The organism is Ethanoligenens harbinense YUAN-3, from assembly GCF_000178115.2.
Lineage (GTDB): Bacteria > Bacillota > Clostridia > Oscillospirales > Ethanoligenentaceae > Ethanoligenens > Ethanoligenens harbinense.
On record NC_014828.1, the window covers coordinates 1,691,251 to 1,717,172 of the forward strand.

The window sequence follows — 25,922 nt, forward strand, 5'->3', positions numbered from 1 at the left end:
GGAAGCCGCAGGATAGTCTTATTATACCGTTGGCGCCGGCCGATGTCAATCGACGGCCATGCGGCCTTTATGTAAAGATTGCCAATCGGCAATCTTGCAGGCAAAACAGGTGAATCTCGTTTTTATGCACAGAATCAGTCGTCGTGTTTTTTGCAGCAGGGCTTGTAACCGCGATAGACGTTCATTTTCGGAAAAGTCCCGTTCGGATCGTCCAGATGGCGGCAGGGGTTGCGGTTGGGTCTGCAGGTACGGTTGCATCCGCCTCTGTTTCCGCAGCAGCAGGCGAGCGGTAAAAGAAAAATCCACGGCCAGCACATATGCTTCACCTCCTGCACCAGTGTATGCCGGCATGGGACCTGCCGTTCGTCCCGGCGCCTCCCGTGCGGGCACGGGAGAAAATTGAGAATCCAGCCGGAAAATGCTTGCTTTTGCACGCAGAATCTGTTAAAATATAAGATGTCGTGCGCGGTGAAGCGGTATCCGCCGCGTTTTTGATTCGTATCGGATATTCCATACAAGGAGGTGCAGATAGATGGCAAAATGCGATGTTTGCGGGAAAGGCCTGACCTTTGGCATTAAAGTTTCCCACTCTCACCGTCGTTCCAACCGGACGTTCCGTCCCAATGTCAAACGGGTGAAAGCGATCGTGAATGGTACGCCCCGTCATATTTATGTATGCACGAGGTGCCTGCGTTCCAACAAGGTTGTGCGCGCGGTATAAAAATCCATATCAAAAAGGCGGCGGTTCTAACGATTAGAACCGCCGCCTTTTTGATATGGAACGAAAAACCGACGTTTAAAAAGTCATTCGTCAGCACCCTTCGCAGTCGTTGCTGACTTTCACGCCTTTCGGATCGAAACGCTCCACGGTGAACGTGCAGTCGGCCAGCGAAAACGCGCCCTGCGGAAAAACTGCCTTGCCGTCTTCAAACCGGATGGCCAGCGACTCGACGCGCATCACCTCGTCCTCAAAATGGCTCATGTGCAGAGTCGGCGCACATATAACGGACGTGCCGTCGGGCTGCCGCACCGTGACGACATTGGCATCGGTCGTGACTGTTTGCAGGCCGCCGTCCTCGTGCAGACTGAGGGAATTGATGTCTCCGTTGACACCGACGGCATCCACATCATACGCCACGATCTCGCCGATGGGCGTCTGCACCGGGGTCGGAAGGCGCGGTTCCAGGGATTTGACCGCGCCGCTTTCATAAAATGCCAGGCCAATGCGGGTCGCCACTTTGCCAAACGGAAGCTCGACTGTAACTGCGTCCCGCGGCCAGAATGTGAAACTGTGCACCGCCCCACCCGGATAAAACGACACGCCGATGATCTTTTGGTCGAACGCCAGCCGCCCGGTCTCGAAATGCAGCACCGGTTCGAGTTCATATTCGTTTTTTTCCGCCCAGAAGCCGGACAGCTTGCCGTTGAGCGGGAACACGCGGTGAATGGAACCGTCTTCATAAAATGTGATCAGCTCCGCCGGGATATCCCCCTGCGCCGTTTTGAAAACGGTCTGCTCCTGCAGCGAGATGCTCTTGAGCGTGCCGTTGGGATGGAAAGACAGCGAGCGGGTAAATTTGCGCCGCAGTCCGTCGTCCTCATACTGCGGGGCCAGCTCGCCATATGGCGTCTGGATGGTGTTGTGCACCACCAGGGTGCAGTCTTTCAGCGCGCCGCCGGGATACCGACTGAGTTTATGGATTCCCTTGAGCGTGCCGTATCGGGTCTGTTCTTCGAGTAAAGACATAGAATCGCCTCCAATAGCCTTTCATTCACAAGTGGTGGGATGGACGATGACTTTGTACTTCTCCGGGCCGACGACTTCCTTATCATATGCCAGCTTCAGCACGCCGAATTCGCGGTCAAACCACGGCGGGATATGCGAGCACATGAGGGTCAGTTCATAAAACGTGGTGCCTTTCAAAAAGGGCAGCAGCATCTGCTTGGTGGTCGCGTTGGGGTTGTTCGCCTGGGCCTGGGTGATATCCAGATAATAGATGCCGTCTTCCCCCGCGCGCTGCGGCTGCGGCACATCCCCCGTGCCTCTTTGCAGAACACGCAGGTCTTCCTGCTGTTTTTCCACACTGGCCAAAACAAATTCCAGGAATTTCTGCGGCCGTTTTTCCGGGATCTGGAACACATAATAGCCCGCCGTGTCAAACGCGTTGTACGCCACACCGCTGATCTCTCCCGCCACCAGGATGCGTGTGTCCCCCAGTTCCCCGATGAGTTCGGAAATCTCATGGCGCACATTGGCCAGCCCCTGTTCGGGGTGGAGTTCCACCGGGAGCTCCCGTTCCAGGTTCCAGTCGGCCAGTTTTTTCTGAAACACCTGGAGATGCACGGACTGCTCCAGAAGGGACGACGTATTACCATCCGGCCCGACGACCACTGCGACCGTATTTGCCATTTCGATCATCTCTTTCATGTTTTTTGAACCCATCCGCAAATTCGGAAAGAAAGGGAATGCGGGAAAAGCGCGCGCCTATTTGCCGCATGCTTTCCCCTGCGCCCATTTACGGAGGGGCTCTCATTTATATGGAGGCAGCGGAGAATGGGTAGCCCGGCAAACGCAGACAGCGCGCCACCGCTTCTTCCAGACGATGCAGCGCGTCCTCCCCGGCATCCACCGAGAGGGAAAAGCGTGTGCGGGCCGCGCGCACAAACTGCACAAAATCGCAGTTGCCCGCACGCTCCCCGATGCCAAGAAACGTCGTATCCACATACAGCGCACCCGCTTTGGCCGACTCCAGCGAATTGGCCACCGCCATGCCCAGGTCGTTGTGCACATGACACTCCACCGGCGAAACGGCCGCAAGCGCCGCAATGTCCACGCCTATCCGCGAGGGATGCGCGATGCCCACCGTATCCGCATAGCGGACGTTGCGCACGCCCAGCGCGGCGGCCTGCCGTGTCAGGTGCAGCAGAAACGCGCCGTCCGCGCGGGAGGCGTCCTCAAACCCCAGCGTGACCGTATACCCGGCCTCCCGCGCCAGTGTGACACACCGCTTCATCCGGCTTTCCACATCCGCGCGCGTGGTGCGCAGCTTCTCCACGATCTGGATATCCGACACCGGCACGCCAATGTGGATGATGTCCGGCCGACAGGCAAAAGACGCCCGCAGGTCGCTCTCCGACATCCGGTTCCATGTGGAAATGCGCGCACGCCTGCGGACCTGCATCATGCCGTAGACGGCTGCCTGCTCCTCAATGCCCATCGACGGCGTGCCCGCCTCGATCTGGTCGATACCGGCCTCATCCATGAGTCTGGCACAGGCGATCTTATCTTCCACCGAAAACGCCAGTCCCGCCCGCTGCTCGCCGTCCCGCATGGTGGTGTCCACGATATAGCGCCGTTCTTCCGCAGGCCGCACACTGCTCACCGCCTTCCATGCACCGATTTTTCCAGCTCCAGCAACTCCGCATCCGTGAAGCCCCGCCGCAGCCGCGTGCTTTCCGCGCGCACGCGCGTGTTCATCCGTTCCAATTCCGCATCGTCCAACCGCACGCCGAGTTCCTGCAATTTGACACGCAGCGCCGCCTTGCCGGAATGTTTACCGATGGAAAGTCTGCGCGCCCTGCCCACGTCCTCCGGAGGAAACGGCTCATAGGTCTTCGGATTTTTCTCAATGCCGTCCGCATGGATGCCGGACTCATAGGTGAAAATCTCCGGCCCCGTCACGGGTGCGTGCGCGGAAACCGGCTTCCCGAACAATTCCCCAAACAGCATACGCAGACGGGGCATCCGCTCCAGACGGTAGGGTTGTTGGCAGATGATGCGGAGCGCGGCGAGCAGTTGCTCCAGCGCCGCGCGCCCCCCGGCCCCGCCGAAAGAGGCCGAAACCGCCCCGCCGCCCGCCAGCAGCCATTCCAGCGACGCCGCCGTGGCGAGATGCCGGCTGTCTTCCGCATCCAGCGAGCCGACCGCCACGCGCAGCTTCGCAAACGCGGCGGCATAGTCGCCGGCCATTCCATCGGCAAACCCGGCGGCCCGGATGCCCGCGCAACGCCCGGCATCCGGCAGCACGCCGGACAAACATCCCCGCCCGTCGGCCGACAGCACCACCGTGACATCCGGATACGCGCCGGGGAACGACGCGGCAAACACGGAGCCTTCCGCAAAGAAGGCGGGCACGCCCTCCCGCAGCGCCTGTTCGCGCTCTTGGGGTGACCGGAGCACCAGCGCCGCTTTTGGCGCCGGAACGGCCAATTTCAGCCGTTCCCAAACGGGGAAAGGCATTTCCAGCCGGTCAATTCCGGTTTCCAATAAAAGCTGCGCATAGGCGGAAAGAAGCGGGACGGGCGCATCCTGCGGGACAGAACACAATGATGCGTCTGAAATATGATACAGCAATGCCAAAACGACCTTTCCCTGCCGTGCGGCCACAGCGAAAACGTGTCGCCACACGGCTCTCCCCAGCAGATACAACCCTGCATGCGTCGGCTTTTATAAAAAGTTTATGATACTGAATCAGCCATGTGCAATCTGCAAATGCAGGCCGCAACCATGGCTAATCAGAATAACATATTCGAATTACCTGAGGATGCGCGCTTACAGCACAAGACGTTCCACAACGTTGCCTTCTTCAAAGTGCGAGGTCACGATCTCTTCCACATCGTCAACCGTCACGTGTTTGTAAAACACACCGTCCGGATAAACCGCAACGACCACGCCGTTGTCGCACAAGCCAAAGCACCCGCAGTTGGTCACCATCACGTCATCGCGGATATCCTCGTCATCGATGACTTCCTGGAATTTCATGACCACGTCATTGGCGCCGTTTGCGAAGCATTTGCCTTTCTGCGTACCGTTCTGCCGGCAGCTGGTGCAAACAAAAACATGGTGTTTCAGATCCATTCCCATTCATTTCACCTCCTTTCAAAGCCGCTGCAACTTTTATTGTAAGCAACCTGCCAAAACTTTGCAAGCTTATTTGGAAACCTCGACTTTTTCGGCCGCGTTGCAGGCAACCTCGCCGGACAAAATCTTCCTGGCCGCCTCGCGCACGCCGCTCTCCACGCGGTCATACATCATAAACGGCTCGATGCCGCGCTCACGCAGCTTATTGGAAGGCTCCGCCCCGATGCGCATGCTGATGACACCCTGGCAGTCGCCGACCGCCTCAATGATGGCGTCGATACCGGGACCCTGCTGCTCGCCGCAGTCGCTGCCGCCCTTGCAGTAATTTTCCCCGACCGCGCGGCGCTCCACATAGATCACGTCGCCGTTTTGATAGTCGTATATATGGAATTCATTCGCATGGCCGAAATGAGTGTCCACGATCATACCGCTTTTGGAGGCCACGGCAAAGCGCAGGCGCTTGGGCTCTTCCTTTTTCTCCTCTTCCTCGCGGAACTGGATGGAGACATCGTTGTCCAATGTGCCGATGGCGTCCGCGCGGCACTGTTTGCAGTGGTACATCTGCTTCATGATGACAGAGCACGCCTTGCGCTTTTCCATCAGTTCCTTGTTGCTGACCAGCTCCATATCCTCAAAAGCACTGCCTTTGACCGGGATGAGCTGCATGATGTTGGTGATCTCGCAGCCGAGGTCGCGCACCGTCTGCACAACGGTTTCGATGTGCGCGTCGTTGATGCCCTTGAGCATAACGATGTTGATCTTGATGACCATGCCTTTGCCCACCAGATAACGAATGCCGGTAAGCTGGTTGTCGCGCAGGATGCGCGCACCTTCCACGCCCGTGTAGCGTTTGCCAAGATAATTGACGTGCTTGTAGATCTTGGCGCCGATGTTTTCATCCACCGCGTTGAGCGTGACCGTCAGATGGCTGACGCCCAGCTTGAGCAGGTCGTTTGCATAGAACGGAAGCATCAGGCCGTTGGTGGAAACACAGAACGTCACGTCCGGGTCCACCTTGCGAATGCCTTCCAGCGTGGCTTTCACCTGCTCGAAGTTGGCCAGCACATCGCCGGGGCCGGCGATGCCCACCACCGAGAGGTTAGGCACTTTTTCCTTGACTTTCAGATATTTGGCGACCGCTTCTTCCGGAGAAAGCACGCCGCTGGTCACACCGGGGCGCGATTCGTTGGGGCAGTCGAAATCGCGGGTGCAGTAGTTGCACTGGATATTGCAGGCCGGCGCCACGGGCAGGTGCATGCGCGCGCTGCCGGAGGAGCAGGCGGAGCAGTCATAGCAGGGGTGCTTCTTGGTTTTCGCCGCCACGTCCTCTTTAGAAAGGGAAAGAGTGGCCTGCGGCTCGGTTGCAGCCGCTGCCGGAGCGGCTGTCGGCGTCGTGGGTTGTTTCTTATCCGGGCCGTTATAATACATATCGTACATCGCCTTTCTGAATGTCGTCGCGGTCGCGTTGAGCATGGCATTGGCGATGCCGTCCATCACCTGCAGGGAACCTTCGTATCCGATGGAGACCTGGCGCTGCCCGCCCACGCGGTCGTGCATGGGGAACCCGATGCGCAAGAGCTCGATGCCGGTCTTCTCCTGCACGCGCCTGCCGTCCGAGTTGCCGATCATTAGGTTGACATGATGCTTGACTGCGAGGTCGGCGATCTTGTCAAAATCGGTATCGTCCAGTATTTCGTGAAACGCCGCCATTTTTACTTTAGCAAGGCGCTCGATCTCGTCTTCCAGTCCCTCTTTCAGCTTTGTGTTCCTGGAACCGGTGGCCACCAGCAACGGCAGCGCGCCCACTTCCAGGCAAAGACGGGTGAGCCCGAACACCTGATCGGGTTCGCCAAACACGACCACTCTGGCTTCCCCGGTGTATTTGTGCGCATCCACCATGGCATCGAGATACCGGCCGCGCGCGCGCCGGTATTTTTCGGGAATGGGTTTGCCGCTGATCTCGGAAAGGGCTTCGAGCAACGCGTCGGTGCCGCGCAGGCCGATGGGCAGCGGCACTTTTTTATATGGAATGCCAAACGTCTCGTGCAGATACTCCGCCGCGGAATTGCGCTCGTTGGAAAACACGCCGATCTCCAACGTGAAGCGTGCGCCGGCCATCCGGCGAATGTCCGCGAGATCGGTGCCGTCCTGCGGCAGACGGTTGTAAACCGGATCGTACACGCGGTCGAGGTTTTCGGAAATATCGGGCAGGAGCGTGTAGTCGAGTTCAAACGCATCCAGGATATCCTTGATCGTGCGCATTTCAGCCGGCGTCATATAAGAAGCGATGACGTTCACCGACCGGTTGGGCGTGGAGTCCGTCGCCAGCGTGGCCACAATGGCACGCGTGGCGGCCAAAAATCCTTCAAACTGGCTGCCGCCATAGCCCGGGCTGGGCACATTCACAAAGGTGATGCCCGGCGCGATGCCTTCCTGCTTTGCCTTCTCGATGATGCGGGGCACATCCTCGCCGATGGTTTCCGCCAGGCAGGTGGTGCAAATGCCGATCACCTGCGGCTGGTACAGCTTGGTGAGGTTCCCGATTCCCTTGAGCAGGTTTGCCTCTCCGCCGTAGACCGTGCCCTGCTCCGTCAGCGCCGAGGACGCGATGTCGATCGGTTCGTTGTAGTGCGTGGCCATATGGCGGCGGATATAGGTGCTGCACCCCTGTGAACCGTGGATGATCGACATGCAGCCCTTCACGCCGTAAAACGCCGTCACTGCGCCAAGCGGCATGCACATTTTACAGGGATTCACGGTTAGATTGGTATAGTTCCGATTGGTCGTTTTCAAACCGCTGCATCCCCTTTCAGATAGCTCCAGACCGGGCTGTTCATACTCAGATTCAGTTCCTGCACGAAATTGACCGCGCCGTCGTACCCGGCCAGCGCGTGCTTGCGCTCATGGTTATGGTCAAGAAACGCGACCGCCAGCTTATAGCCGAGCGGGCGTTCCTTCACACCGCCCACCAGAACGTCCGCGTGTTTTTCACGCATAAATTTTTCCAGTTCCGCCGGGTTGGCATCGTCGAGGATGACGGTGCCTTCGTCGGCCAGGCTGCGGATAACGTCGTATTCGTCCTTCTTACCGGTCTGCGTGCCGACCACCACCGTATCGATGCCCAGTTCCTTGAACTGCTTGAGCAGCGAGATGGCCTTATAGCCGCCGCCCACATAGATGGCGGCCTTGCGGCCTTCCAGAAGCGCACGGTATGGGGCGATTTTCTTTGCAGTCTCTTCGGATTTCCGCGCCGTGAACGCTTTGGCCCGCGCGATGATCTCGGGGTCTTTCAGCGCATAGGCGATGCGCATCAGGGAATTGGTGGTGTCCTCAATGCCGAAGAAGCTCACCTTGAGGTTCGGGATACCGTACTTTTCCTCCATTTGTCTGGCCAGATACATCATCGAGCCGGCGCACTGCACGATGTTGAGCGATGCGCGCGGCGCCTGCATCAATTCCTCGCAGGTGGCGTCGCCGGTGATCTTGGCCACAACCTTCACGCCGATTTCCTTGAGGTAGCTGTTAATGATCCACATCTCGCCGGAAAGGTTAAAGTCGCCGAGCACATTGATGCCTTTGAGCTTCGGGCCTTCTTCGGCGCGGGACATGAGGTTGAGGATGGCGTTGCAGGCCAGTTTATATCCCGTGGACTTGCTGCCTGAAAAACCCGGGCTCTGGACCGGAATGCAGACGATGCCGTGCTTTTGTTCGGCCGCTTTGCAGATCGCCTGCACATCGTCCCCGATGACGCCCACGATACAGGTAGCATACACGAAGATGAATTTGGCGTGGTAGGTCGCGACGATCTCATCGATCGCGCCCGCCAGCTTTTTGCCGCCGCCGAAAATCACATCCTGTTCGCTCAGGTCGGTGGAAAACGCGTTGCGGTAATATTCCTTGTCACTGCTCAGGCTGCCGCGCAGGTCCCAGGTGTAGCTCGCGCAGCCGATCGGGCCGTGGATGATATGGAAGGCATCCGTGATAGGATTGAGCACCACGCGCGCCCCGCAGTATACACAGGCGCGCTGGCTGACCGCGCCGGCCACACTGTTGCTTTCGCATTTGAACCCTTTTTTGCTCTCGCCGCTGACGCAAACGAAATCTTTGCGCTCATCAAGCACGTCGCTCATCATCATTTTTTTCATACTGACCATCCTCCAAAGAGCACGCATCAAAGGCTCAGGCGAAAAATTGTTGCATTTTTTATTTATAGACTGTTTATGGAGCCGCGGCGTTTTGCCTCCGGCATTCCTTGTATTCAAAAGAAAAAAAGAAACAGAAACAAAACAGAAAAATGAGACGCGAGAATACGATCCGTTGACTTCTGCAACTTTTCTATAAAGCACGTGCCGTATTTGCAGCATTGCAAACACGGCACAAAACCGCCCGTAAATCAGATATTCGGGTATAAACGTGTGGGACGATTACATGACCAGCTCAAGATCTTCATCGGCCGCGTCGCGGTCCTGACGATCCATCAGAGCGTTGGTGATCATCTCCATCAGGCGGATGGCGCCGCGATAGCCGACGATCGGGAAATAGTGGTGCACATAGCGGTCCAGGATCGGAAAGCCCACGCGCACGAACGGCACGTCTTCCGCACGGGCGATGTATTTGCCGTGGCTACCGCCCATCAGCAGATCCACCGGCTCGTTCTTCATCCACTGGTGCAGCTCGAACAGGTCGCCGGACTGCTTGTATTTGATGTCCACGTTGTACTTCTCGCAGATCGCTTTCATTGAGCGGTTGAAGTAGTTGCCCGGCGTGCCGGTAACGCAGAAGCGGGGGATCATGCCGATGGAAGCAATGAACTCCGCCAGGCCCAGCACGGTGTCGGGATCGCCGAAGATGGCCACTTTCTTCTTATCGAAGTACGGATGCGCGTCGATCAGGATATCGACCAACTGGCCGCGCTCTTCTTCCAGCTCATACGGCACTTCGTTATGCGAATACTCCATAAGCGTGGTAACGTAGCGGTCGGTGGCTTCCAGACCGATCGGCAGACCGACCTGGGTGTACGGCACTTTGCATTTCTTTTCAAGGAAAGCCGCCGGCGTTTCCGTTGCAAAATGGCCGAACGCGAACGTGTGCTCGCAGTTGCCCGCGTCGATGATGTCTTCGACTTTGGTGCCGCCCTTGGGGAACATCTCATATTTGCCGGTCATCGGCGCATCAAACACGCCGCTGGTGTCGGGCATCATGGTGAACGGCACGCCCATCAGGGTCGCAATGCGTTTGATTTCACGCATGTCACCGGGATCGATGAAACCGGGGATCAGCATCGCTTTGCCGTTTTTCACGCCGGTGTTTTCCGCCAGGCAGTCAAAGAAGCCTTGAATCATATTGGCATAGCCCGTGATGTGGGAACCCACATAGCTCGGGGTATGCGTGTGGACCACATAGTGGCCTTCCGGAATCGTGATCTGGGTGACATAGGTGCGGATATCGTCGCCGATGGTCTCGGAAAGGCAGGTGGTGTGCACGGCGATGATCTGCGGTTTGTAGATTTCAAAGATGTTGCGGATGGCCGTTTTGAGGTTGGAACCGCCGCCGAAAACGGACGCGCCTTCCGTGAAGGAACTGGTGGAAGCCATCGCGGGTTCTTTGAAGTGGCGGCTCAAAACGGTGCGGTGATATGAGCAGCAACCCTGCGAACCATGGCTGTGCGGCAGGCAACTGTGCACGCCAAGAGCCGCATACATGGCTCCTACCGGCTGGCAGGTCTTTGCAGGATTGATGCGGAGAGCTTCTCTCTCATAGATTTGTTTCGGGGTTGCATCCAGCATTATTTCTGCCCTCCAAGCACTTCACCGACAAGCATCGGATTTTTCTTCCAAGGCGCCTCGACAAGCGTCCAGGTGGGGGTGTGGACACCCATATCCACATCGCGCGCGAAGTTCAGCGCGCCGTTGAAGCCGGCATACGGACCGCTGTAATCATAGGAATGCAGCTGACGGGACAAGGTGCCGTTCTTCTGAGCGACGAATTTGTCCTTGATACCGGAGAAGAAAATGTCCGGCTTCAGTTTTTCCAGCAGCATTTCGGTTTCGTAATGGTTCAGGTCATCGATTGCCACGTTGCCGTCCTTCATGTCATAGAACATACCGTTATAGTAGTCCAGTTCCATTTCCTTGGACAGCTCTTCGGCTTTCTCCTTGGGGATATACATATGATAGTTCTTTTCATCCGGCTCAACCGTGATGGACTCGATGTTTTTGCTGTCGGCGTCCTCTTTCACGAAGGGCAGTACCTTGCGGCCCTCGTAATCTTCGCGGTGGCCGAACTCATAGCCCGCCAGAATGGTGCTGATACCCAGATCGTTAAGCAGAATCTGATAGTGATGGGAGCGCGAACCGCCGACATACAGCGCGGCAGTGCGGCCCTTCAGGCGCTCTTTGTGGGCATTGAACTGATCCTCGATCAGCGCGAACTCTTCCGCGATTACCTGTTCGGTGCGCTCGATCAGCTCGGGATCACCAAAGAATTTCGCCATGTTGCGCAGCGATTCCATGGTGCCTTTAAGGCCGATGAAGTTGATTTTCATCCAGCGCACGCCATATTTGGTCTCGATCATCTCGGCGATATAGTTGATGGAACGATGGCACTGCACGATACTGAGTTCCGCGCGGTTGGCGTTGCGCATGTCGTCGACGCTGGCATCACCCGTGTAGGTACAGACAATGTCATAGCCGATCTTGTTCAGAATGCGCTCGATCTCCCACGCATCGCCGCCGATGTTGTACTCACCGAGGATGTTGATGGGATATTTGCCCATCTTGCGTTCCTCGCCGGTACCGACTATATATTTGACGAACTGGTTGTTGGCGATATGGTGACCGGCCGACTGGCTGACGCCCTTATATCCTTCGCAGCTGAACGCCACGCACTGGACGCCGAGCCGTTTCTGGGCGGCGGCGGCCACGGCGTTGATATCGTCACCAATCAGACCGACCGGGCAGGTAGCCGTGATGAAAACCGCTCTCGGATGGAAGATTTCCACCGCTTCGTCAATGGCTTTCGCCAGCTTGTTGACACCGCCGAACACGATGTCACTTTCCTGCATATCCGTAGAGAAGGAATACGGAATCAGATCCAAACCATTGGAGCCCGGACGCGCCTTATTGCGGCGCGTCAGCCAAGAATAGTAACCGCAGCCGATCGGGCCGTGGGTAATCAGAACAATGTCCTTGATCGGCCCGAGAACCACGCCTTTGCATCCGGCATAGCAGCAGCCGCGGCTGGTGATGATACCCGGAACTGTACGGCGGTTGGCCTCAATGGGGTTATCCTCGCCTTCCAGTTCCACGATATGATCTTTACGATTTTTGAAAACCTTGGCGGGATACCCCTCCAGGATTGTATCACGAAAATTTGCCATGCAAGTTCACCTCTTAAACAACCGCCTCGCCGGATTCACCGGTACGAACCTGGAATGCCTCCGCAACCGGCAGGATAAAGATCTTGCCGTCGCCGGGATGACCGGTGGAATTGGCCCGGATGATCGCATCCACCGCTCTCTGGACATCGTCGTCATGCACGATCAGGTCGATCAGACGTTTCGGAACGAGCCGATGCGCTTCCGAAATCTCTTCCGCCAGAACGGCATCCACGTTGCCCTGCGCTTCTTCCTCGGCCACAAGCTCAAAGCTGACTTTAGCTTTGCCGCGGCCCATCACCTTGTAGCCGGTGAAGGACGGAAAGTTTTCTTCCAATAAAGCCTGTTTGGTTTCACCGATTTTGTTGAGCCGGATCACTGCCATAATTTCTTTCATAGCAATCCCCCGCTTACAGTTCTTTGGTGGCAGAACTGACGGTATAGGCCTCTTCGACCGGGCAGATGAAAATCTTGCCGTCACCGAACGCGCCCTTTTCGCCGGTCTTGGCATTTTTCATGATCAGTTTGACCAGATCGTCTTTGTCCTCATCCTGAATCACGAAAAGCAGGAGCGTTTTCGGCAGCTCATCATAATATACATCGCCGACGCGCACACCGCGCTGTTTGCCGCGGCCCGCCACATCGATCTTGGTGACCGACGGGAAACCCGCATCGGCCAGCTCCGACAAAACAACGCCAACCTTTTCGGGTCTGACAATAGCTTTTACCATTAACATACCACACAGCACCTTTCGCAGTTTCCCATTTTAAAATAAGACCGCTTCTTTAAGGTAATCCGCGAAGTGACCGCACTCCGCTTCTGTTGCCCCCTGCCACGGGAAACCGGTCATCAGATGTCCATCAGGCCGTAGTCGCTCATCAGTTTTTCCAGCTCCGGAATCGGCAGCGGTTTCGGAATGACGAACAGCTCGTTGTGCTCCACAGCCTCGGCGAGGGATTTATAAGCCAGACCCTGTGTGGATTCCGGTTCGAACTCGGTAACGGTCTTTTTGTTGATCTCGGCGCGCTGCACGATGTTGTCACGCGGAACGAAGAAGATCATCTGGGAGCCGAGGGCTTTCGCGAAGGCTTCGATGAGGTCGCGTTCACGGTCCACGTTACGGCTGTTACAGATGATGCCGCCCAGACGCACGCCGCCGGAGTTCGCATATTTCTGGATGCCTTTGCAGATGTTGTTGGCCGCGTAGATCGCCATCAGTTCGCCGCTGGCCACGATGTAGATCTCTTTCGCTTTGCCTTCACGGATCGGCATGGCGAAACCGCCGCACACAACGTCGCCCAGAACGTCGTAGAAGACATAGTCAAGGTCGTCGGTGTAAGCGCCGAGCTGTTCGAGCAGACCGATGGAAGTGATGATGCCGCGGCCCGCACAGCCGACACCCGGTTCCGGTCCGCCGGATTCGACGCATTTGATGCCGTGGAAGCCCTCAAGGAGGATGGAATCCAGCTCGACATCTTCGCCTTCTTCACGAAGCGTATCCAGAGTGGTCTTCTGCTGCAAACCGCCCAGAAGCATACGGGTGGAGTCCGCTTTCGGATCGCAACCAACGACCATGATTTTCTTGTTCATACGGTACGCCAGTGCCGCAGTCAAGTTTTGCGTGGTGGTGGATTTACCAATGCCGCCTTTTCCGTAGATAGCTACCTGCCTCATAACAGAACCTCCTAAGTTCTTTAAAAAAAGTTATAAAAAAAGTCATTGACCGCTCTGAGAGCTATCAATGACTTCTTTGTCTGAATAAAACTGGCCGCCATGTTCCACCGTGTGGAAGATGCGCTGGATTTTTTCGATGAATTCAGAATACACGATTTCCCCACGAAATGCAATACCTTTTTTTGCAACAACAAAAAGTTTATGCAATTTTACGCATACCACAATACGGTCCGTCGTTTTTTGGGCATTATGCAACACAAAATGAATCATCCTGCATGCCAAACTGCATAACAAGAGGAAACGGCCCCCATATTCCGAAATGGAAGCATCCGTTTGAGTCAGGCCACGCCGAAATTCCGCTGCCGTTTTTATATCGTTACAATCCGACAGAAGCTTTTAGAATCTTTAACACATCCGCAAAACATCTCTGCTCATTGCGGAAATGTCTTATTTGAAGATCCATCGTCCAAGCCTCGCCCGCATAGGGCGGTTTTTGATGTTTCAAGCGGGAAAGCGCCCGAAACCGTTGTGAAAACGAAAGCAAAACGCCGACGCCCTGCGCACCGGTTTGGGGCACCTTTATACAGTATATACCTTTCTACGCGTGTATGCGAGCGCGCAAATGACAGCGATGCCGGAAAAGACGGGCGGCGTAGGCAACGCGCCCCTTTTATCCGCAAAAAAATTCCGCGGCTCTCGCCGCGGAAAAAGAAAGGCAGATAACTGTGTTGGCAGGGCAATGATGCAAAAACAGAAAAAGCTATTGGCAGACACGAAACGGTATATAATATTTCATACGTGCAATATCATAGATATAATAGTATCGTTTCGTCTATTTACATTATATATTATCACGTTATAAAATGCAAGCGCAAATCAAAAAAGAATTGCATATTTTCAGGCAGCCGATCTGGTAAGCGAAACAGATGAGCCTGAAAGAACGCCGCGCACGCGAATAAGCATCTTCCAGCAACGGTTCGGGCTGCTGTGGACAACCGGATGCTCCGTACTTCTCTGCCTCACAAAATGGGACCGACATCCACCGCCTGCCCCGCCATAGGCGCCTTTTCCGGATAAGGCGGGCAGGGGCAATCGGAAATGAGAGGGACACAAGCAGCCACAGAGGAACCGCCGTCCCCGTTCAGGGTCCCGATCCGCACGCGCACACCATAAGCGGACATCATGTTCTGCTCGGTGACGACCTCCGCCGCCGTGCCGATCTGAAACCGGCTGCCGCGCTGCATCAGCGCCACTTTGGCCGAGCAGAGGAACGCGTGGTCCGGGAAATGCGAGGTCATGATGACACAAAGCCCCTCCCGTGCCAGGCGGTTGACCTGCTCCAGCACACGGATCTGATTGCCAAAATCAAGATTGGATGTCGGCTCATCCATGATGAGGATTTTGGGCTGCTGTGTCAGCGCGCGGGCGATGAGCACCATTTGGCGCTCACCGCCGCTGATTTCCGTATAGATACGCTCCTGCAAAAAGCCGACACCCAGGCGCTCCAGGGATTCCCGCGCGATGGCCAAATCCGCCTTGGTCGGCGAGGCGAACGTTCCAAGATGCGCCGTACGTCCCATCGTCACCACATCCAGCACCGTGAACGGGAAAGGAGGCGTATGGGCCTGCGGCACATACCCGACCGCTTTGGCAAACGCCTTGCGCGGCCACTGCGAAACATCCTCCCCGTCCAGCAGAATCCGCCCGCCTTGCAATTTCAAAAAACCCAGGATCGTTTTAAACAGGGTGGTCTTGCCCACACCGTTCGGGCCGAGCAGACAGAGCACCTCGCCCGAAACGGCCGACAACGACAGATCGCGGACGACGGTCTTCTCTCCATATCCGCAGGAAACATGCTGCAATTCCAAAATCATGAAAACCGTGCCCTCCCCTTCCGCTACACAAACATGCAAAGCGATGCGCCGATGATGGCTGCAAGAACAGCCCGGCGGGTTCTCCGCCGCAAGACCGTATGCGCCGCCACACCAAAGCCGTGCCGCAAGCAGGACACGGGCATCCGTATGATACGGCCGCGCTCCGCCGGCAGTAGAGCAGCCCCCACCGGCCGACGATCGGCATGGACTTTTGGCGCATATGCAGTTTTCTTCCTATTTAATATAACGTGAAGTGCTGTTTTAATTCGTTATATTGCGTTTTATTATATACTGCTTTGAATTTCTGTGCAAGTGATTTTCTGTTGCATTTCTTCTTTGCTTTCAAATTGTTGAACCGGCTTTCCTGTTGAACGTGCGCAATACCCCATTTTAAAACGCACCCTTTCCTTGCAATTTCGATAAAACACGTTAAAATATTCTGCATTTTTTGCAAAGTTTGTGGTATAATAAGGCAAAGAACTTTTATGAAAAAGCAAGGAAGGTGCCTGCTATGAAACTGAGCGCGCGCAACCAATATGAAGGTACGGTCGTCAATGTTGAAGTCGGCCCGGTTTCCTCCAAAGTCGTGCTGGATATCGGCGGCGGAAAAACCATTTCTTCCACCATTTCCACCGATTCTTTTAAAGAGCTGGATATCAAAAAAGGCGACACGTTAGTCGCCATTGTGAAAGCCACTTCCGTCATCCTCGGTAAATAAGCAAACGGGCCCCCAACACATACTGCGTTGGGGGTCTGTTTGTATGAAAAGCCGGCCATTGCAGAGCAATGGCCGGCTTTTTTGCACAGCGTCGGCGGTCAGCCGGTGTAAACGACTTTGCCCATATTGGTCATGTCATACCCGCCGATGCCTTCCATTTCCGCGCGGAAAACGGGCGATGCCACGATTTCCAGAATGGCTTTGAACGGGGGTTTATCGAGATCTTCCTTACGCATGATGAGGTCGTAGCTTTCCTCCTGCAACGGGATGAAGTCAATATTTCTCACCTGCATGGCCGCTTTTTCATTGCCGATGCCGAAATCACCGCCGCCGCGGGAAACCGTGCTCGCCACCGCCAGATGGGAAAGGCATTCGCGGCCGTAGCCGGGCAGCGTTTTCCCCTGCACACCCAGCAACCGGAGGTGCTCGTCCAGCAAAATACGCGCGCCGCTCCCCCGCTCGCGGTTGACAATGGTGATGTCCTCACGCCGCAGATCGTCCCAGCTCTTGATGTTTTTGGGGTTCTCCTTCGGGACATAAAGCCCTTCCATCCGCCTGCCGATATGCACCAGCACGGCCGGCGTACCCGGAAGCAGGGCTTTTACATAAGGGAGATTATAGGTGTTGGTATCGGCGTCCCACATATGGGCCGAAGCCACCTGCACGTCCCCCTTATACAGCAGATACAGCGAATTGTAACTCCCATAGTAAGACCGCAGGGGACGGACGCCCGAAGGGTGCATCTCCAGCAGACGGGCAAGCACATCCAGCACAATGTCCTGCCCGCAGATAACAAACCCGCGTTCCGGAATATGCTCTTCCGCCTCCAGCGGCGCGCTGAAAATATCCGCCCAGTGGGAATCCAGCGGCTCCGGGGCTTCGTCTTTGACGTTTTTGGTTTTGTTTTTATAAGCGACGACATCTTTATAATCGACCCGGACTTTTTTCCCGACCCGATACCCATTCAATTCGCCGCGTTTGATCAACACATAAACCGTATTTTTGGCGATTTTTAAAATATCGGCAACTTCCTGCGGAGTTAAAGACGTATTGTCTTCCAAAGCAATGAACATCCCTTTCAAATGCGCGGCAATATGCACCGCGCCAGATTACGTAGGCCCTTCATATTATATCAAAATTTTGTACAGCCGTGCAACTTTTTCTGGATGCTTTTCTTTCCCCTCCAAAAGGCGTCCTGTCTTATCACGTGATATACGTTTTTATACATCTTTTTGAAACATTCCTGCCATCACACGGCATACATCCCATGGTTTTTTATTGATCTTTCCCTCTTCTTTCTCCTCTTTTTTCTATGCGGCATCCTGCATATTCGACTGCTTTTTACGCAAAATAATTGAAATCCCAAAAAATTCTTGCCATTTTCCAAAAACTATTATATAATAACTATCACATTGTTATACACGCAGAACGTTACGATTTTATTTTGTTTTATCTTGTTACACACTGTTGTATAATCAACCGGCGGATGCATGACATAGATCTTCCCTTTCATACCATTCGATATCCATGTGCCCGCTGCACCATCACAGCCAAAGGAGATCAAAAAATGAAAAAGCAACGCATCCTTGGTTTCATCGCGGCGGCCGTCCTCGCGGCGACCACATTGGCCGGCTGCTCGTCCAGCACCGGCAATGCCGCCTCGTCTTCGGCCACTTCCAGCGAACCGTCCGTGACACTCACCGTGTCCGCCGCAGCCAGCCTGACCGATGTGCTCAAAGATGTGGAGAGCGCGTATAAAAAGGCCCACAAGAATGTGTCTTTCACCAATAACTTCGGCGCTTCCGGCACCCTGCAGCAGCAGATCCAGAACGGCGCGGACGCGGACATCTTCTTCTCTGCGGCCGAGTCCAACATGGACGCGCTGGATAAGGCCGGCCTGCTGCTTAGCGGCACCCGCCAAGACGTTGTGGGCAACACCATCGAGTTCATCATCCCCAAGGGGCAGAAACCCATCACGTCTCTGAGCGAGTTGACCTCCGACCGGTTCAAACAGATCGCCATCGGCAACCCCGCTTCCGTTCCGGCCGGCAAATACGCCCAGCAGATTCTGACGGAACAGAATATCTACAATTCCATCAGCCCCAAACTCGTGCAGGGCACCGACGTGCGCGCCGTGCTCAACTACGTGGAAACCGGCAACGCCGAAGGCGGATTTGTCTTCTCCACCGATGCGAAAACCTCTACGAAAGTCGAGAAAGGCTTTGACATCCCGGCCAGCTGGCAGCCCAAGATCAACTATCCGGCCGCTGTTGTGAAGGCCAGCAAAAACGCGGATGCCGCCAAGACTTTTGTGACCTATCTCTCGGCGTCCGACGCGCAGAAAATCTTTGGCAAATACGGGTTTTCCAAAGTAGCAAAATAATGTTTTTTTCCTTTGTTTTCTGAAAGCTGTCATGGCCGTGCGGCCGCGGCAGCTTTTCCGTTCTGTTTTCCATTTTTCATCTGACTCACACAGGGGGACCGCCATATGGATATGGACCTCTCTCCGATTTGGATCTCGCTGAAAACCGCATCCGTTTCCACGGTGATCGTCACCTTCCTGGGCATTTTCGCCGCGCGGTATGTCGCTTTCCGCTGCAAACACGGCAAGGCGCTGATTGACGGACTGCTGAATCTGCCTTTGGTACTGCCGCCGACCGTCGTCGGCTTTTTTCTCCTGCTCATTTTCGGCGTGCGCAGCCCCATCGGCGCGCTGCTGATGCAATGGAACGTCAAGATCGTCTTTTCGTGGGGCGCAACGGTGATCGCGGCCGCCACCGTTTCCTTTCCGCTGATGTATAAGACGGTACGCACCTCGTTCGAACTCATCGACACCAACCTGATGCGGGCAGGACGCACGCTCGGCAGCAGCGAATGGGAGATTTTTTTCCGCATCGTGCTGCCGCTTGCATGGCCCGGCATCATCGGCGGGTGCGTGATGTCGTTCGCACGCGCCATCGGGGAATTCGGCGCGACCCTGATGATCGCCGGAAGCATCCCCGGCAAAACGCAGACCATCCCCGTCGCCATCTACATCGCCATGCAGAGCAACGATATGGTGCGCGCCTATATACTGGTCCTCATCATCACCGCCATCTCTCTGCTGGCTACCTATGGCCTGAACCGCTGGCTGATACACAAGCAGAAATACAGGTAAAAGGAGGGCACCGGCGTGGCGATCGACCTGGACATACACAAGCAGTTGGACAAGTTCCGGCTGGATATCCATCTGCACACAGACGAAAAAAAGCTGTGCCTGTTCGGCCCGTCCGGCGCGGGCAAAACCATGACGCTCAACTGCATCGCCGGCCTGGAAACGCCCGACGAAGGGTATATCCGCGTCAACGACACGGTTTATTTCCATTCGGAAGAGCGGTGCAACATCCCGCCCGCAAAGCGGAAAATCGGCTATGTGTTCCAGAACTATGCCCTTTTCCCGCACATGACGGTGCTGCAAAACATCATCTTCGGGCTGCGCCGCCTGCCCAAGAAGAAGCAGTTGGAGCGGGGCGAACATTTTCTGGAGGTCATCCGGCTCACGGCGCAAAAAGACCGGTATCCCTCCCAGCTTTCGGGCGGGCAGCAGCAGCGCGTGGCGCTCGCGCGCTCCCTTATTCTGGAACCGGATGTGCTTCTGATGGACGAGCCGTTTTCGGCGCTGGATTACAGCCTGAAAAAAGAGCTGAAAGAGGAACTGCTCGCCATCCTGTCCAATTACAGCGGGCAAACGGTGTTTGTAACCCATAATCTGGAAGAAGCCTACGATATCTGCGACAGCATCGCCATCTACTCCGAAGGCCACATCATCGCATTGGACAAAAAAACAAAGCTCTTTCCGGAACCGCCGCAGGTGCGTGTGTCTATTGCGCCCGAATACACTCATTTGGCCGAACTGCTGCGGCTGGACTGACAACCTTTACGGTTCCGTTACCGCCGACGATGCATTCCGGGACGAGGAATCGGCGTTTTTTACAGAAGATGTGGAGGATGGCTGCACCGAAACGGTGCTCCCGCCGTCGGACGAAGATGTCTCCGGTGAGGACGAAGGCCCGATGCCGGAAGAACTGCCCGACGGTGTTGACGGCTCCGGGTTGGAGGAAGCGGACGGCTCGGAGGAGGGCACACCTGTGCCTGTATGGGAAACGGAGGCGGAAGACGACTCGGACGATGCAGTCCGGCTGGACGCGGGCACGCTGCCGGAGCCGCCGCCTGACGAAACCGCCCGCGACCCGGACGACGCCGCGGAAACCCCGCTGCTGTTTTTCTGCGATGTCTCGGAGCCGACCGCGGCAGAGCTGACCGACGGAACAGAAGCGCCCGACGTGCTGCCGGGAACACTGCGGATATGGTACGCCGGGATCTGCACGATGACTTTGATGATGATCACCGCCGCGATCACACCGCTGGCCGCTAAGATCAGGCCCACCTGCCCCTTGGGCGTGCCGGCGAGACGCCGCAGGCGCGCGCCCAATGCCGCCGCCCGTTCCTTGATCGCTGAAAGCATCTGCTTGAATTTCTGCATCGTTGAACCCCTGCCTCCCGGCTGTTTCAGTGCCAGCCGAAACCAGCCCCTTTGATAAAATACAGTCGGCACCGCCGCGGTCGTTCATACGATCCATCCGGCGATGCCGTTTTTTTTAGATTGGACGAAAACGTTTAAAGAGCAAATGCCGGTTCGGTCACCAACGGTTTGAGCAGTTTGGCGGCAATGTCCAGCTGCGGCTCCGTGCCGGTCACCAGAATCCAGCAGCCGCCCTCGGCGCCGCCAACGCCGCCCGCCGCCGCCAGTTCGGCCTCGGCGCCCGCCAGGATGCGGATGGCCTCCAGTTCGGTGACGATGCTGCCAACATTCACCGGCAGCATCCGCAGCCCGGAAGCGGACGAAGCGTCGAGCTTCGCGGCAATCTGCCCGATATCCCCGGGCACCCGTTTTTCCAGCCCGACCGGCACAATCAGCCCGGCCCGGCGGCCCACCACGGCCTCCAGAATCGCGCCGGAAGTGCCAAGCTGGGGATTGCCGACCAAGATGCCCGCCGTCCGGTGTGCGGTGTCCACCGCGTTGGCGCCTTTGATAATGATGTCGCCTTTGCCCAGGCGCGGCGCCACGTCGAAAATGGTCTGCCCCTTCTGGATGACGCCCTTTTCAATGATCAGATCGCCCGGGAACGGAGCGGCCTGCTCCGGCATCTTCGTTGCCGGAGGTAAGGTGATGCCGCGGAAAAAGTGCTGCCGGTCAAACGCGCCGCCCCGCAGGGGGTGCACCATGATCTCCTGCGCCACATAGCAGTTGGTCGTCCCGGCCAGAACCACCACCGTGCCCAACTGCAGCGCGCGCTTAACTTCCGTGAGCGCGCAGACCGCCTTGGCGATCAGCCTTTTGCCGGCGGCCGGTGTGAGAAAAAACAACTCCGTAGCATGTTCCGCCATCTTTACACTTCCCTTTTTTTCATGGTGCCCGCGTCTGCCCCGCCATAGGCAGGCAGCGCGGTCTTTCTCTGCTCAGTATATATGCAATCCATTCGGATTTCAATACATTTTCCAGAGATTTACTTCTTTTATGTGGACGCGCCGCGCGTTTGGGTGTATAATCCTGTTACGGCGAAATCCGCCGTCCTTTTGAAAACGACATACCAAACCGCCCATACAGTCCGCCTGTGCGAATAGCCGCACGGCGCGGGATATCCGGAAAGGAACCCCTATGAAAGCACTGCAACAAGAAGCCGATATCTGGTATCTGGGGCACAGCGGCTTTGCTGTGCAAACAACCGAACATTTTCTGATTTTTGACTATTATAACGACAAGCCGATCACCGTCACCCGCGGACTGGACGCGGGCGTGATCGAGCCCGCCGAGCTTCGGGACAAACAGGTGGTGGTCTTTTCCTCCCACCACCACGCGGATCATTTCAACCGCCTCATCCTTGACTGGGCGGAAAAGCTGCCGCATGTGCGGTATGTGCTCTCCTCCGACATCCGAGCGGCGCAGGGTGCGGCAAACACGACGGTGGTCACGCCCGGAAAGCGCCTGGAGCTGGACGATGTAACGGTGCAGACGCTGGAATCCACCGACGAAGGCGTGGCGTTTGCGGTAGAGACCGACGGCCTGTCCATTTATCATGCCGGCGACCTCAACTGGTGGCACTGGGCGGGCGAGCCCGAGAAGGAAAATGCGCAGATGGCCGCAAAATACAAGCGGGAAATCGACAAGCTGCGCGGGCGGCATTTCGACATCGCGTTCGTTCCGGTGGACCCGCGTCTGGAGAAACAGTATCTCTGGGGACTTTCCTATTTCATGCAGACCGTGGGCGCGGAGATGGTCTTTCCCATGCATTTCTGGGAAGATTATAACGTTTTCGCACGCTTGCGGCAGGATCAGGACGCCGCCCGCTTCCGCGAGCCCATCCAGGCCATCACGCGGCGGGGCCAGCATTTCCACTACCCGCGCAGCGCCGACTGAACCGGAACAACACCGCTGAAAAACCGCCCTTCCGCATATGGAGGGCGGTTTTGTGCGTCTTGAACGGCAGAGCGCACTCAGCCGAGGATTTCCAGCCAGTATCCATCCGGGTCCTCGATGAAATACAGGCCCATGTCATGGTTCTCATAGCAGATGCAGCCCATTTCCGTGTGCAACGCATGGGCGGCCGCTTTGTCCGGCACACGGAACGCGATGTGCCATTCGTTTTCACCCAGGTCGTATTTCTGCGGATGGTCCCGCAGCCAGGTCAACTCCAGCAGATAATCCGTTTCGCCGTCGCCCAGGTAGACAAGGATGAAGCTGCCGTCGGCGGCGGTCTTGCGCCGGGCTTCCTTGAGCCCCAGCGCTTTTCCATAAAACGCGACGCTCTTTTCAAGGTCGGTCACATTGATGTTGGTGTGCAAAAAACGCGATTGCATGTCTTCCGCCTCCTTCACAGGCAAGAGAGAACCCTGCCTCTTCTTCTGAAAAACGTCCGCTTATTCCGCGGAGCCGATGCTGGGGATGTCCACCCCGATCTCCACATCCGCCGTATAATCCACCTCGTCCACCTCAAAGCCAAACAGCTGGTAGAACTCCCGGCGATATCCTTCCAGATCCGCATACGTTTTCAGGTTTTCGTTGGAGATGGCCTGCCAGGCCGCATTGACTTTTTCCTGGATGGCCGGCGCCAGTTCCCAGTCGTCCATCCGCAGGAAACCTTCGGCATCCAGTTCCGGGGCGGGCACATACAGCTTCCGCGCCAACAGGCGATACATCTGCTCCATGCAGCCCTCGTGCGTACCCTGCTCTTTCATGATCTTGAACAGGATGGAAATGTAAAGCGGCACCACCGGGATGGCCGCGCTGGCCTGCGTGACCAGCGCCTTGTTGACCGAAACGTACGCATGACCGCCGCCGGCCCGCAGCTCCGCGTCGATGGCTTTGGCCGCCTCGGCCAAATCGCGCTTGGCCAGGCCGACCGTGCCGTCGTGGTAGACCGGATAGGTCAGCTCCGGCCCGATGTACGAATATGCAATCGTAGTGGCGTCCTTCGCCAGTACGTCCGCCTCACGCAGCGCGTCGATCCACCAGCGCCAGTCTTCCCCGCCCATCACTTTAACGGTGCCGTCGATCTCCTCCTGCGTGGCAGGCTCGATGGTCACGGTGTCCACTTCCATTTTGGCAACATCCAGCGATTTGCTGGTGAACGGCTGCCCCACCGGTTTGAGCACCGAGTTGTAAGTGACATCCCCCACCGCGCGGCGCGGCGCGGCCAGGCTGTAAACCACCAGATCGACTTTGCCGAGATCGCTGCGAATGAGGTCGATGATCTGCTCTTTGACGGCGTCGGAAAACGCGTCGCCCATCACGGTTTTGGCATACAGACCGTCCCGCCCGGCAAAGCTCTCAAACGCGGCGGTGTTGTACCAGCCCGCGGTGGCCGTGCGCGTGCGCGAGGCCGGGCGCTCAAACGCCACGCCCAACGTGGACGCGCCCGCACCGAACGCCGCCGCGATGCGCGTGGACAGCCCATAGCCGGTCGAGCAGCCGATGATAAGGGCTTTTTTCACGCCCTCGAAACGCGGCTGTTCACGGACATATTCAATCTGCCGCGCCACATTGGCGGCACACCCCGCCGGATGCGCCGTGGTGCAAATAAAGCCACGGGTCTTTGGTCCCACTACCATAACCTGTCCTCATTTCTTTTTTTCACTTTATTTTGAAACCGCCGGACGCCGCAGCATGCAAAACGGCCGGATTTTGCGCTCTACGCAAATGCACCGTTTGATTGAAACGGTGCATTTGTATTGTATCACGGGCACGTGCCAAAAGCAATGCACGCCGGCTCAGCGATACACAACGAGGTCGGCGAGCGGCTTGCGGATCTTGCGCACCGGTTCTTCCACCGGATAGCCGAGCGGCGTGAACGCAAGCGGTTCCCAGTTCGGCTCCATCTGCAGCACCAACCGGGCGGCTTCGGGATCAAATGCGCCCACCCAGCAGGTGCCCAGGCCCTGATCGGCCGCCTCCAGCACCAGATGGTCAAACACGATGCCGGCATCGAGGTCGCCATAGGGTTTCTGGTCGCTCCGGCGCACCCACTCCGTGCCTTTTACCCAGACGATGCCCAGGATATACGGCGGCTGCACAAACCAGTCCTTGGCATAGATTTTTTTGAGTTCTTCCGCGCGTCCGGCGGTTTTGACAACGATGATCCGGAACGGCTGACGGTTGCACGCGGTGGGCGCCAGGCGGGCGGCCTCCAGCACCAGTTGCAATTTTTCATGCTCCACCTCGTCGGGCTTGTAGGCCCGCACCGAATACCGTTTTGACAGCAACTGCAGCAACGACATCTGCAACCAACCTCCTCATCCTCTTGTTTTCATCTCTAACTGTACCGCCTGGCCGGGGCCTTGTCAAGAGCAGACAGGCACATCCCGCCAAAACGGGCAGGTACACAAAAAAGCCCCGCCGCGCCGCAGCGGCGCGCGAAGCCCGGTGCCCCCGCAGTCCGCGGGGATGCCTATGCGATCATGGTTACGGTTCAAGTTTTAGGATCTGCTCAAAGGTCAGCTCGTCCAGATTGGCCAGCAGCTTGTCCTGCACCATCTGCAGCGCACGGTGGATGTGGCATGTGGACGTGCGATCCAGATTGCACTGCGAGCTGTCCCCCAGGCACTTGTTCACATAGATGGGGCCTTCCACAGCCTCGATCACCTCGCGCACTGAAATCTCGGAGGGCTGCTTTTCAATGGCGTAGCCGCCGCCGCTGCCGCGATAGGAACGCACGATGTTGGCCGCTGCCATTTTGCGCAGCAGCTTGAGCAGAAAACGCAGCGGGATATTCTCTTTTTCCGAAATGACCCGCGCTTCCACCCGCTCGCCGATGCCCCTCTGATACAGAAAGATGATGACGCGCAACGCGTAATCGCTCTCTTGCGTTACTCTCATTGGGAAC

Annotated in this window: 28 protein-coding genes; 7 read left to right on the top strand and 21 right to left on the bottom strand. The window is 56.7% G+C overall.

Features of this window, described 5'->3' with window-relative positions; genetic code table 11:
* Positions 1-45: 45 nt before the first annotated feature.
* On the bottom strand, positions 46-315 hold the full coding sequence (locus ETHHA_RS15120; RefSeq protein WP_137143876.1) for a hypothetical protein: 270 nt from the start codon (positions 313-315) through the stop codon (positions 46-48).
* Between the two features lie 217 nt (positions 316-532).
* On the opposite strand from ETHHA_RS15120, the gene rpmB reads away from it, so the two are divergent.
* Positions 533-721 (top strand): 50S ribosomal protein L28, encoded by a 189-nt coding sequence (gene rpmB, locus ETHHA_RS15125; RefSeq protein WP_013485446.1) that lies wholly within the window; start codon positions 533-535, stop codon positions 719-721.
* A gap of 90 nt (positions 722-811) precedes the next feature.
* On the opposite strand, the gene ETHHA_RS07845 is transcribed toward rpmB, so the two are convergent.
* The 14 genes from ETHHA_RS07845 to ETHHA_RS07910 form a co-directional block, all read right to left on the bottom strand.
* A complete protein-coding gene (locus tag ETHHA_RS07845; RefSeq protein WP_013485447.1) occupies positions 812-1,747 on the bottom strand; it encodes a hypothetical protein in 936 nt (311 codons plus the stop codon).
* Positions 1,748-1,768: 21 nt separating this feature from the next.
* On the bottom strand, positions 1,769-2,410 hold the full coding sequence (locus ETHHA_RS14585; RefSeq protein WP_159033365.1) for a Fe-only nitrogenase accessory AnfO family protein: 642 nt from the start codon (positions 2,408-2,410) through the stop codon (positions 1,769-1,771).
* 124 nt (positions 2,411-2,534) lie between these two features.
* Entirely contained in the window at positions 2,535-3,374 is an 840-nt protein-coding gene (locus tag ETHHA_RS07855; protein WP_013485449.1) for a beta/alpha barrel domain-containing protein, read from the bottom strand.
* A 5-nt stretch (positions 3,375-3,379) separates the two neighbouring features.
* Entirely contained in the window at positions 3,380-4,360 is a 981-nt protein-coding gene (locus ETHHA_RS14590) for a homocitrate synthase/isopropylmalate synthase family protein (RefSeq protein WP_013485450.1), read from the bottom strand.
* Positions 4,361-4,552: 192 nt separating this feature from the next.
* The gene (locus ETHHA_RS07865) at positions 4,553-4,864 is read right to left on the bottom strand and encodes a (2Fe-2S) ferredoxin domain-containing protein (RefSeq protein WP_013485451.1); all 312 of its coding nucleotides are present in this window, start codon (positions 4,862-4,864) and stop codon (positions 4,553-4,555) included.
* A 66-nt stretch (positions 4,865-4,930) separates the two neighbouring features.
* The gene (locus ETHHA_RS07870) at positions 4,931-7,654 is read right to left on the bottom strand and encodes a nitrogenase component 1 (RefSeq protein WP_013485452.1); all 2,724 of its coding nucleotides are present in this window, start codon (positions 7,652-7,654) and stop codon (positions 4,931-4,933) included.
* Entirely contained in the window at positions 7,651-9,006 is a 1,356-nt protein-coding gene (nifE, locus tag ETHHA_RS07875) for a nitrogenase iron-molybdenum cofactor biosynthesis protein NifE (protein WP_013485453.1), read from the bottom strand. Before nifE ends, ETHHA_RS07870 begins: the two co-directional genes overlap by 4 nt.
* A gap of 279 nt (positions 9,007-9,285) precedes the next feature.
* Complete coding sequence (nifK, locus tag ETHHA_RS07880) at positions 9,286-10,647, bottom strand: nitrogenase molybdenum-iron protein subunit beta (RefSeq protein WP_013485454.1); 1,362 nt, start codon at positions 10,645-10,647, stop codon at positions 9,286-9,288.
* Complete coding sequence (locus tag ETHHA_RS07885) at positions 10,647-12,239, bottom strand: nitrogenase component I subunit alpha (RefSeq protein WP_013485455.1); 1,593 nt, start codon at positions 12,237-12,239, stop codon at positions 10,647-10,649. The genes nifK and ETHHA_RS07885 overlap by 1 nt, the downstream gene beginning before the upstream one ends.
* 13 nt (positions 12,240-12,252) lie before the next feature.
* Complete coding sequence (locus ETHHA_RS07890; RefSeq protein ID WP_013485456.1) at positions 12,253-12,633, bottom strand: P-II family nitrogen regulator; 381 nt, start codon at positions 12,631-12,633, stop codon at positions 12,253-12,255.
* 13 nt (positions 12,634-12,646) lie between these two features.
* On the bottom strand, positions 12,647-12,973 hold the full coding sequence (locus ETHHA_RS07895) for a P-II family nitrogen regulator (RefSeq protein ID WP_013485457.1): 327 nt from the start codon (positions 12,971-12,973) through the stop codon (positions 12,647-12,649).
* A 113-nt stretch (positions 12,974-13,086) separates the two neighbouring features.
* Complete coding sequence (gene nifH / locus ETHHA_RS07900; protein WP_013485458.1) at positions 13,087-13,911, bottom strand: nitrogenase iron protein; 825 nt, start codon at positions 13,909-13,911, stop codon at positions 13,087-13,089.
* A 42-nt stretch (positions 13,912-13,953) separates the two neighbouring features.
* Positions 13,954-14,169: a hypothetical protein gene (locus ETHHA_RS07905; protein WP_041686783.1), complete on the bottom strand. Its 216-nt coding sequence runs from the start codon at positions 14,167-14,169 to the stop codon at positions 13,954-13,956.
* Between the two features lie 761 nt (positions 14,170-14,930).
* Positions 14,931-15,785: an ABC transporter ATP-binding protein gene (locus ETHHA_RS07910; protein WP_013485459.1), complete on the bottom strand. Its 855-nt coding sequence runs from the start codon at positions 15,783-15,785 to the stop codon at positions 14,931-14,933.
* A 511-nt stretch (positions 15,786-16,296) separates the two neighbouring features.
* Here ETHHA_RS07910 and ETHHA_RS07915 point away from each other — a divergent pair.
* Positions 16,297-16,503 (top strand): TOBE domain-containing protein, encoded by a 207-nt coding sequence (locus ETHHA_RS07915; RefSeq protein ID WP_013485460.1) that lies wholly within the window; start codon positions 16,297-16,299, stop codon positions 16,501-16,503.
* A 98-nt stretch (positions 16,504-16,601) separates the two neighbouring features.
* Here ETHHA_RS07915 and ETHHA_RS07920 read toward each other — a convergent pair whose 3' ends face one another.
* Positions 16,602-17,564 (bottom strand): helix-turn-helix transcriptional regulator, encoded by a 963-nt coding sequence (locus ETHHA_RS07920; protein ID WP_041687393.1) that lies wholly within the window; start codon positions 17,562-17,564, stop codon positions 16,602-16,604.
* A 506-nt stretch (positions 17,565-18,070) separates the two neighbouring features.
* Here ETHHA_RS07920 and modA point away from each other — a divergent pair.
* The 4 genes from modA (at position 18,071) to ETHHA_RS07940 (ending at position 21,080) form a co-directional block, all read left to right on the top strand.
* A complete protein-coding gene (gene modA, locus ETHHA_RS07925) occupies positions 18,071-18,886 on the top strand; it encodes a molybdate ABC transporter substrate-binding protein (RefSeq protein ID WP_013485462.1) in 816 nt (271 codons plus the stop codon).
* A 105-nt stretch (positions 18,887-18,991) separates the two neighbouring features.
* Complete coding sequence (gene modB, locus ETHHA_RS07930) at positions 18,992-19,660, top strand: molybdate ABC transporter permease subunit (RefSeq protein ID WP_013485463.1); 669 nt, start codon at positions 18,992-18,994, stop codon at positions 19,658-19,660.
* Between the two features lie 15 nt (positions 19,661-19,675).
* Positions 19,676-20,413: a sulfate/molybdate ABC transporter ATP-binding protein gene (locus ETHHA_RS07935; RefSeq protein ID WP_013485464.1), complete on the top strand. Its 738-nt coding sequence runs from the start codon at positions 19,676-19,678 to the stop codon at positions 20,411-20,413.
* Entirely contained in the window at positions 20,367-21,080 is a 714-nt protein-coding gene (locus tag ETHHA_RS07940) for a hypothetical protein (RefSeq protein ID WP_013485465.1), read from the top strand. The genes ETHHA_RS07935 and ETHHA_RS07940 overlap by 47 nt, the downstream gene beginning before the upstream one ends.
* A gap of 79 nt (positions 21,081-21,159) precedes the next feature.
* Here ETHHA_RS07940 and ETHHA_RS07945 read toward each other — a convergent pair whose 3' ends face one another.
* Complete coding sequence (locus tag ETHHA_RS07945) at positions 21,160-21,930, bottom strand: hypothetical protein (RefSeq protein ID WP_013485466.1); 771 nt, start codon at positions 21,928-21,930, stop codon at positions 21,160-21,162.
* 271 nt (positions 21,931-22,201) lie between these two features.
* On the opposite strand from ETHHA_RS07945, the gene ETHHA_RS07950 reads away from it, so the two are divergent.
* A complete protein-coding gene (locus ETHHA_RS07950; RefSeq protein WP_013485467.1) occupies positions 22,202-22,960 on the top strand; it encodes an MBL fold metallo-hydrolase in 759 nt (252 codons plus the stop codon).
* Positions 22,961-23,037: 77 nt separating this feature from the next.
* Here the strand turns inward: ETHHA_RS07950 and ETHHA_RS07955 are convergent, their stop codons facing one another.
* From ETHHA_RS07955 to ETHHA_RS07970, 4 genes are all read right to left on the bottom strand, one after another.
* A complete protein-coding gene (locus tag ETHHA_RS07955) occupies positions 23,038-23,400 on the bottom strand; it encodes a VOC family protein (protein WP_013485468.1) in 363 nt (120 codons plus the stop codon).
* Between the two features lie 60 nt (positions 23,401-23,460).
* Positions 23,461-24,651, bottom strand: a complete 1,191-nt coding sequence (gene fabV, locus ETHHA_RS07960; RefSeq protein ID WP_013485469.1) for an enoyl-ACP reductase FabV — start codon at positions 24,649-24,651, stop codon at positions 23,461-23,463.
* A gap of 159 nt (positions 24,652-24,810) precedes the next feature.
* Complete coding sequence (locus ETHHA_RS07965) at positions 24,811-25,317, bottom strand: nitroreductase family protein (protein WP_013485470.1); 507 nt, start codon at positions 25,315-25,317, stop codon at positions 24,811-24,813.
* Positions 25,318-25,501: 184 nt separating this feature from the next.
* Positions 25,502-25,915 carry an RrF2 family transcriptional regulator gene (locus ETHHA_RS07970; RefSeq protein WP_013485471.1) on the bottom strand — a complete coding sequence of 138 codons (414 nt, stop codon included), beginning with the start codon at positions 25,913-25,915 and terminating at the stop codon, positions 25,502-25,504.
* Positions 25,916-25,922: the final 7 nt, after the last annotated feature.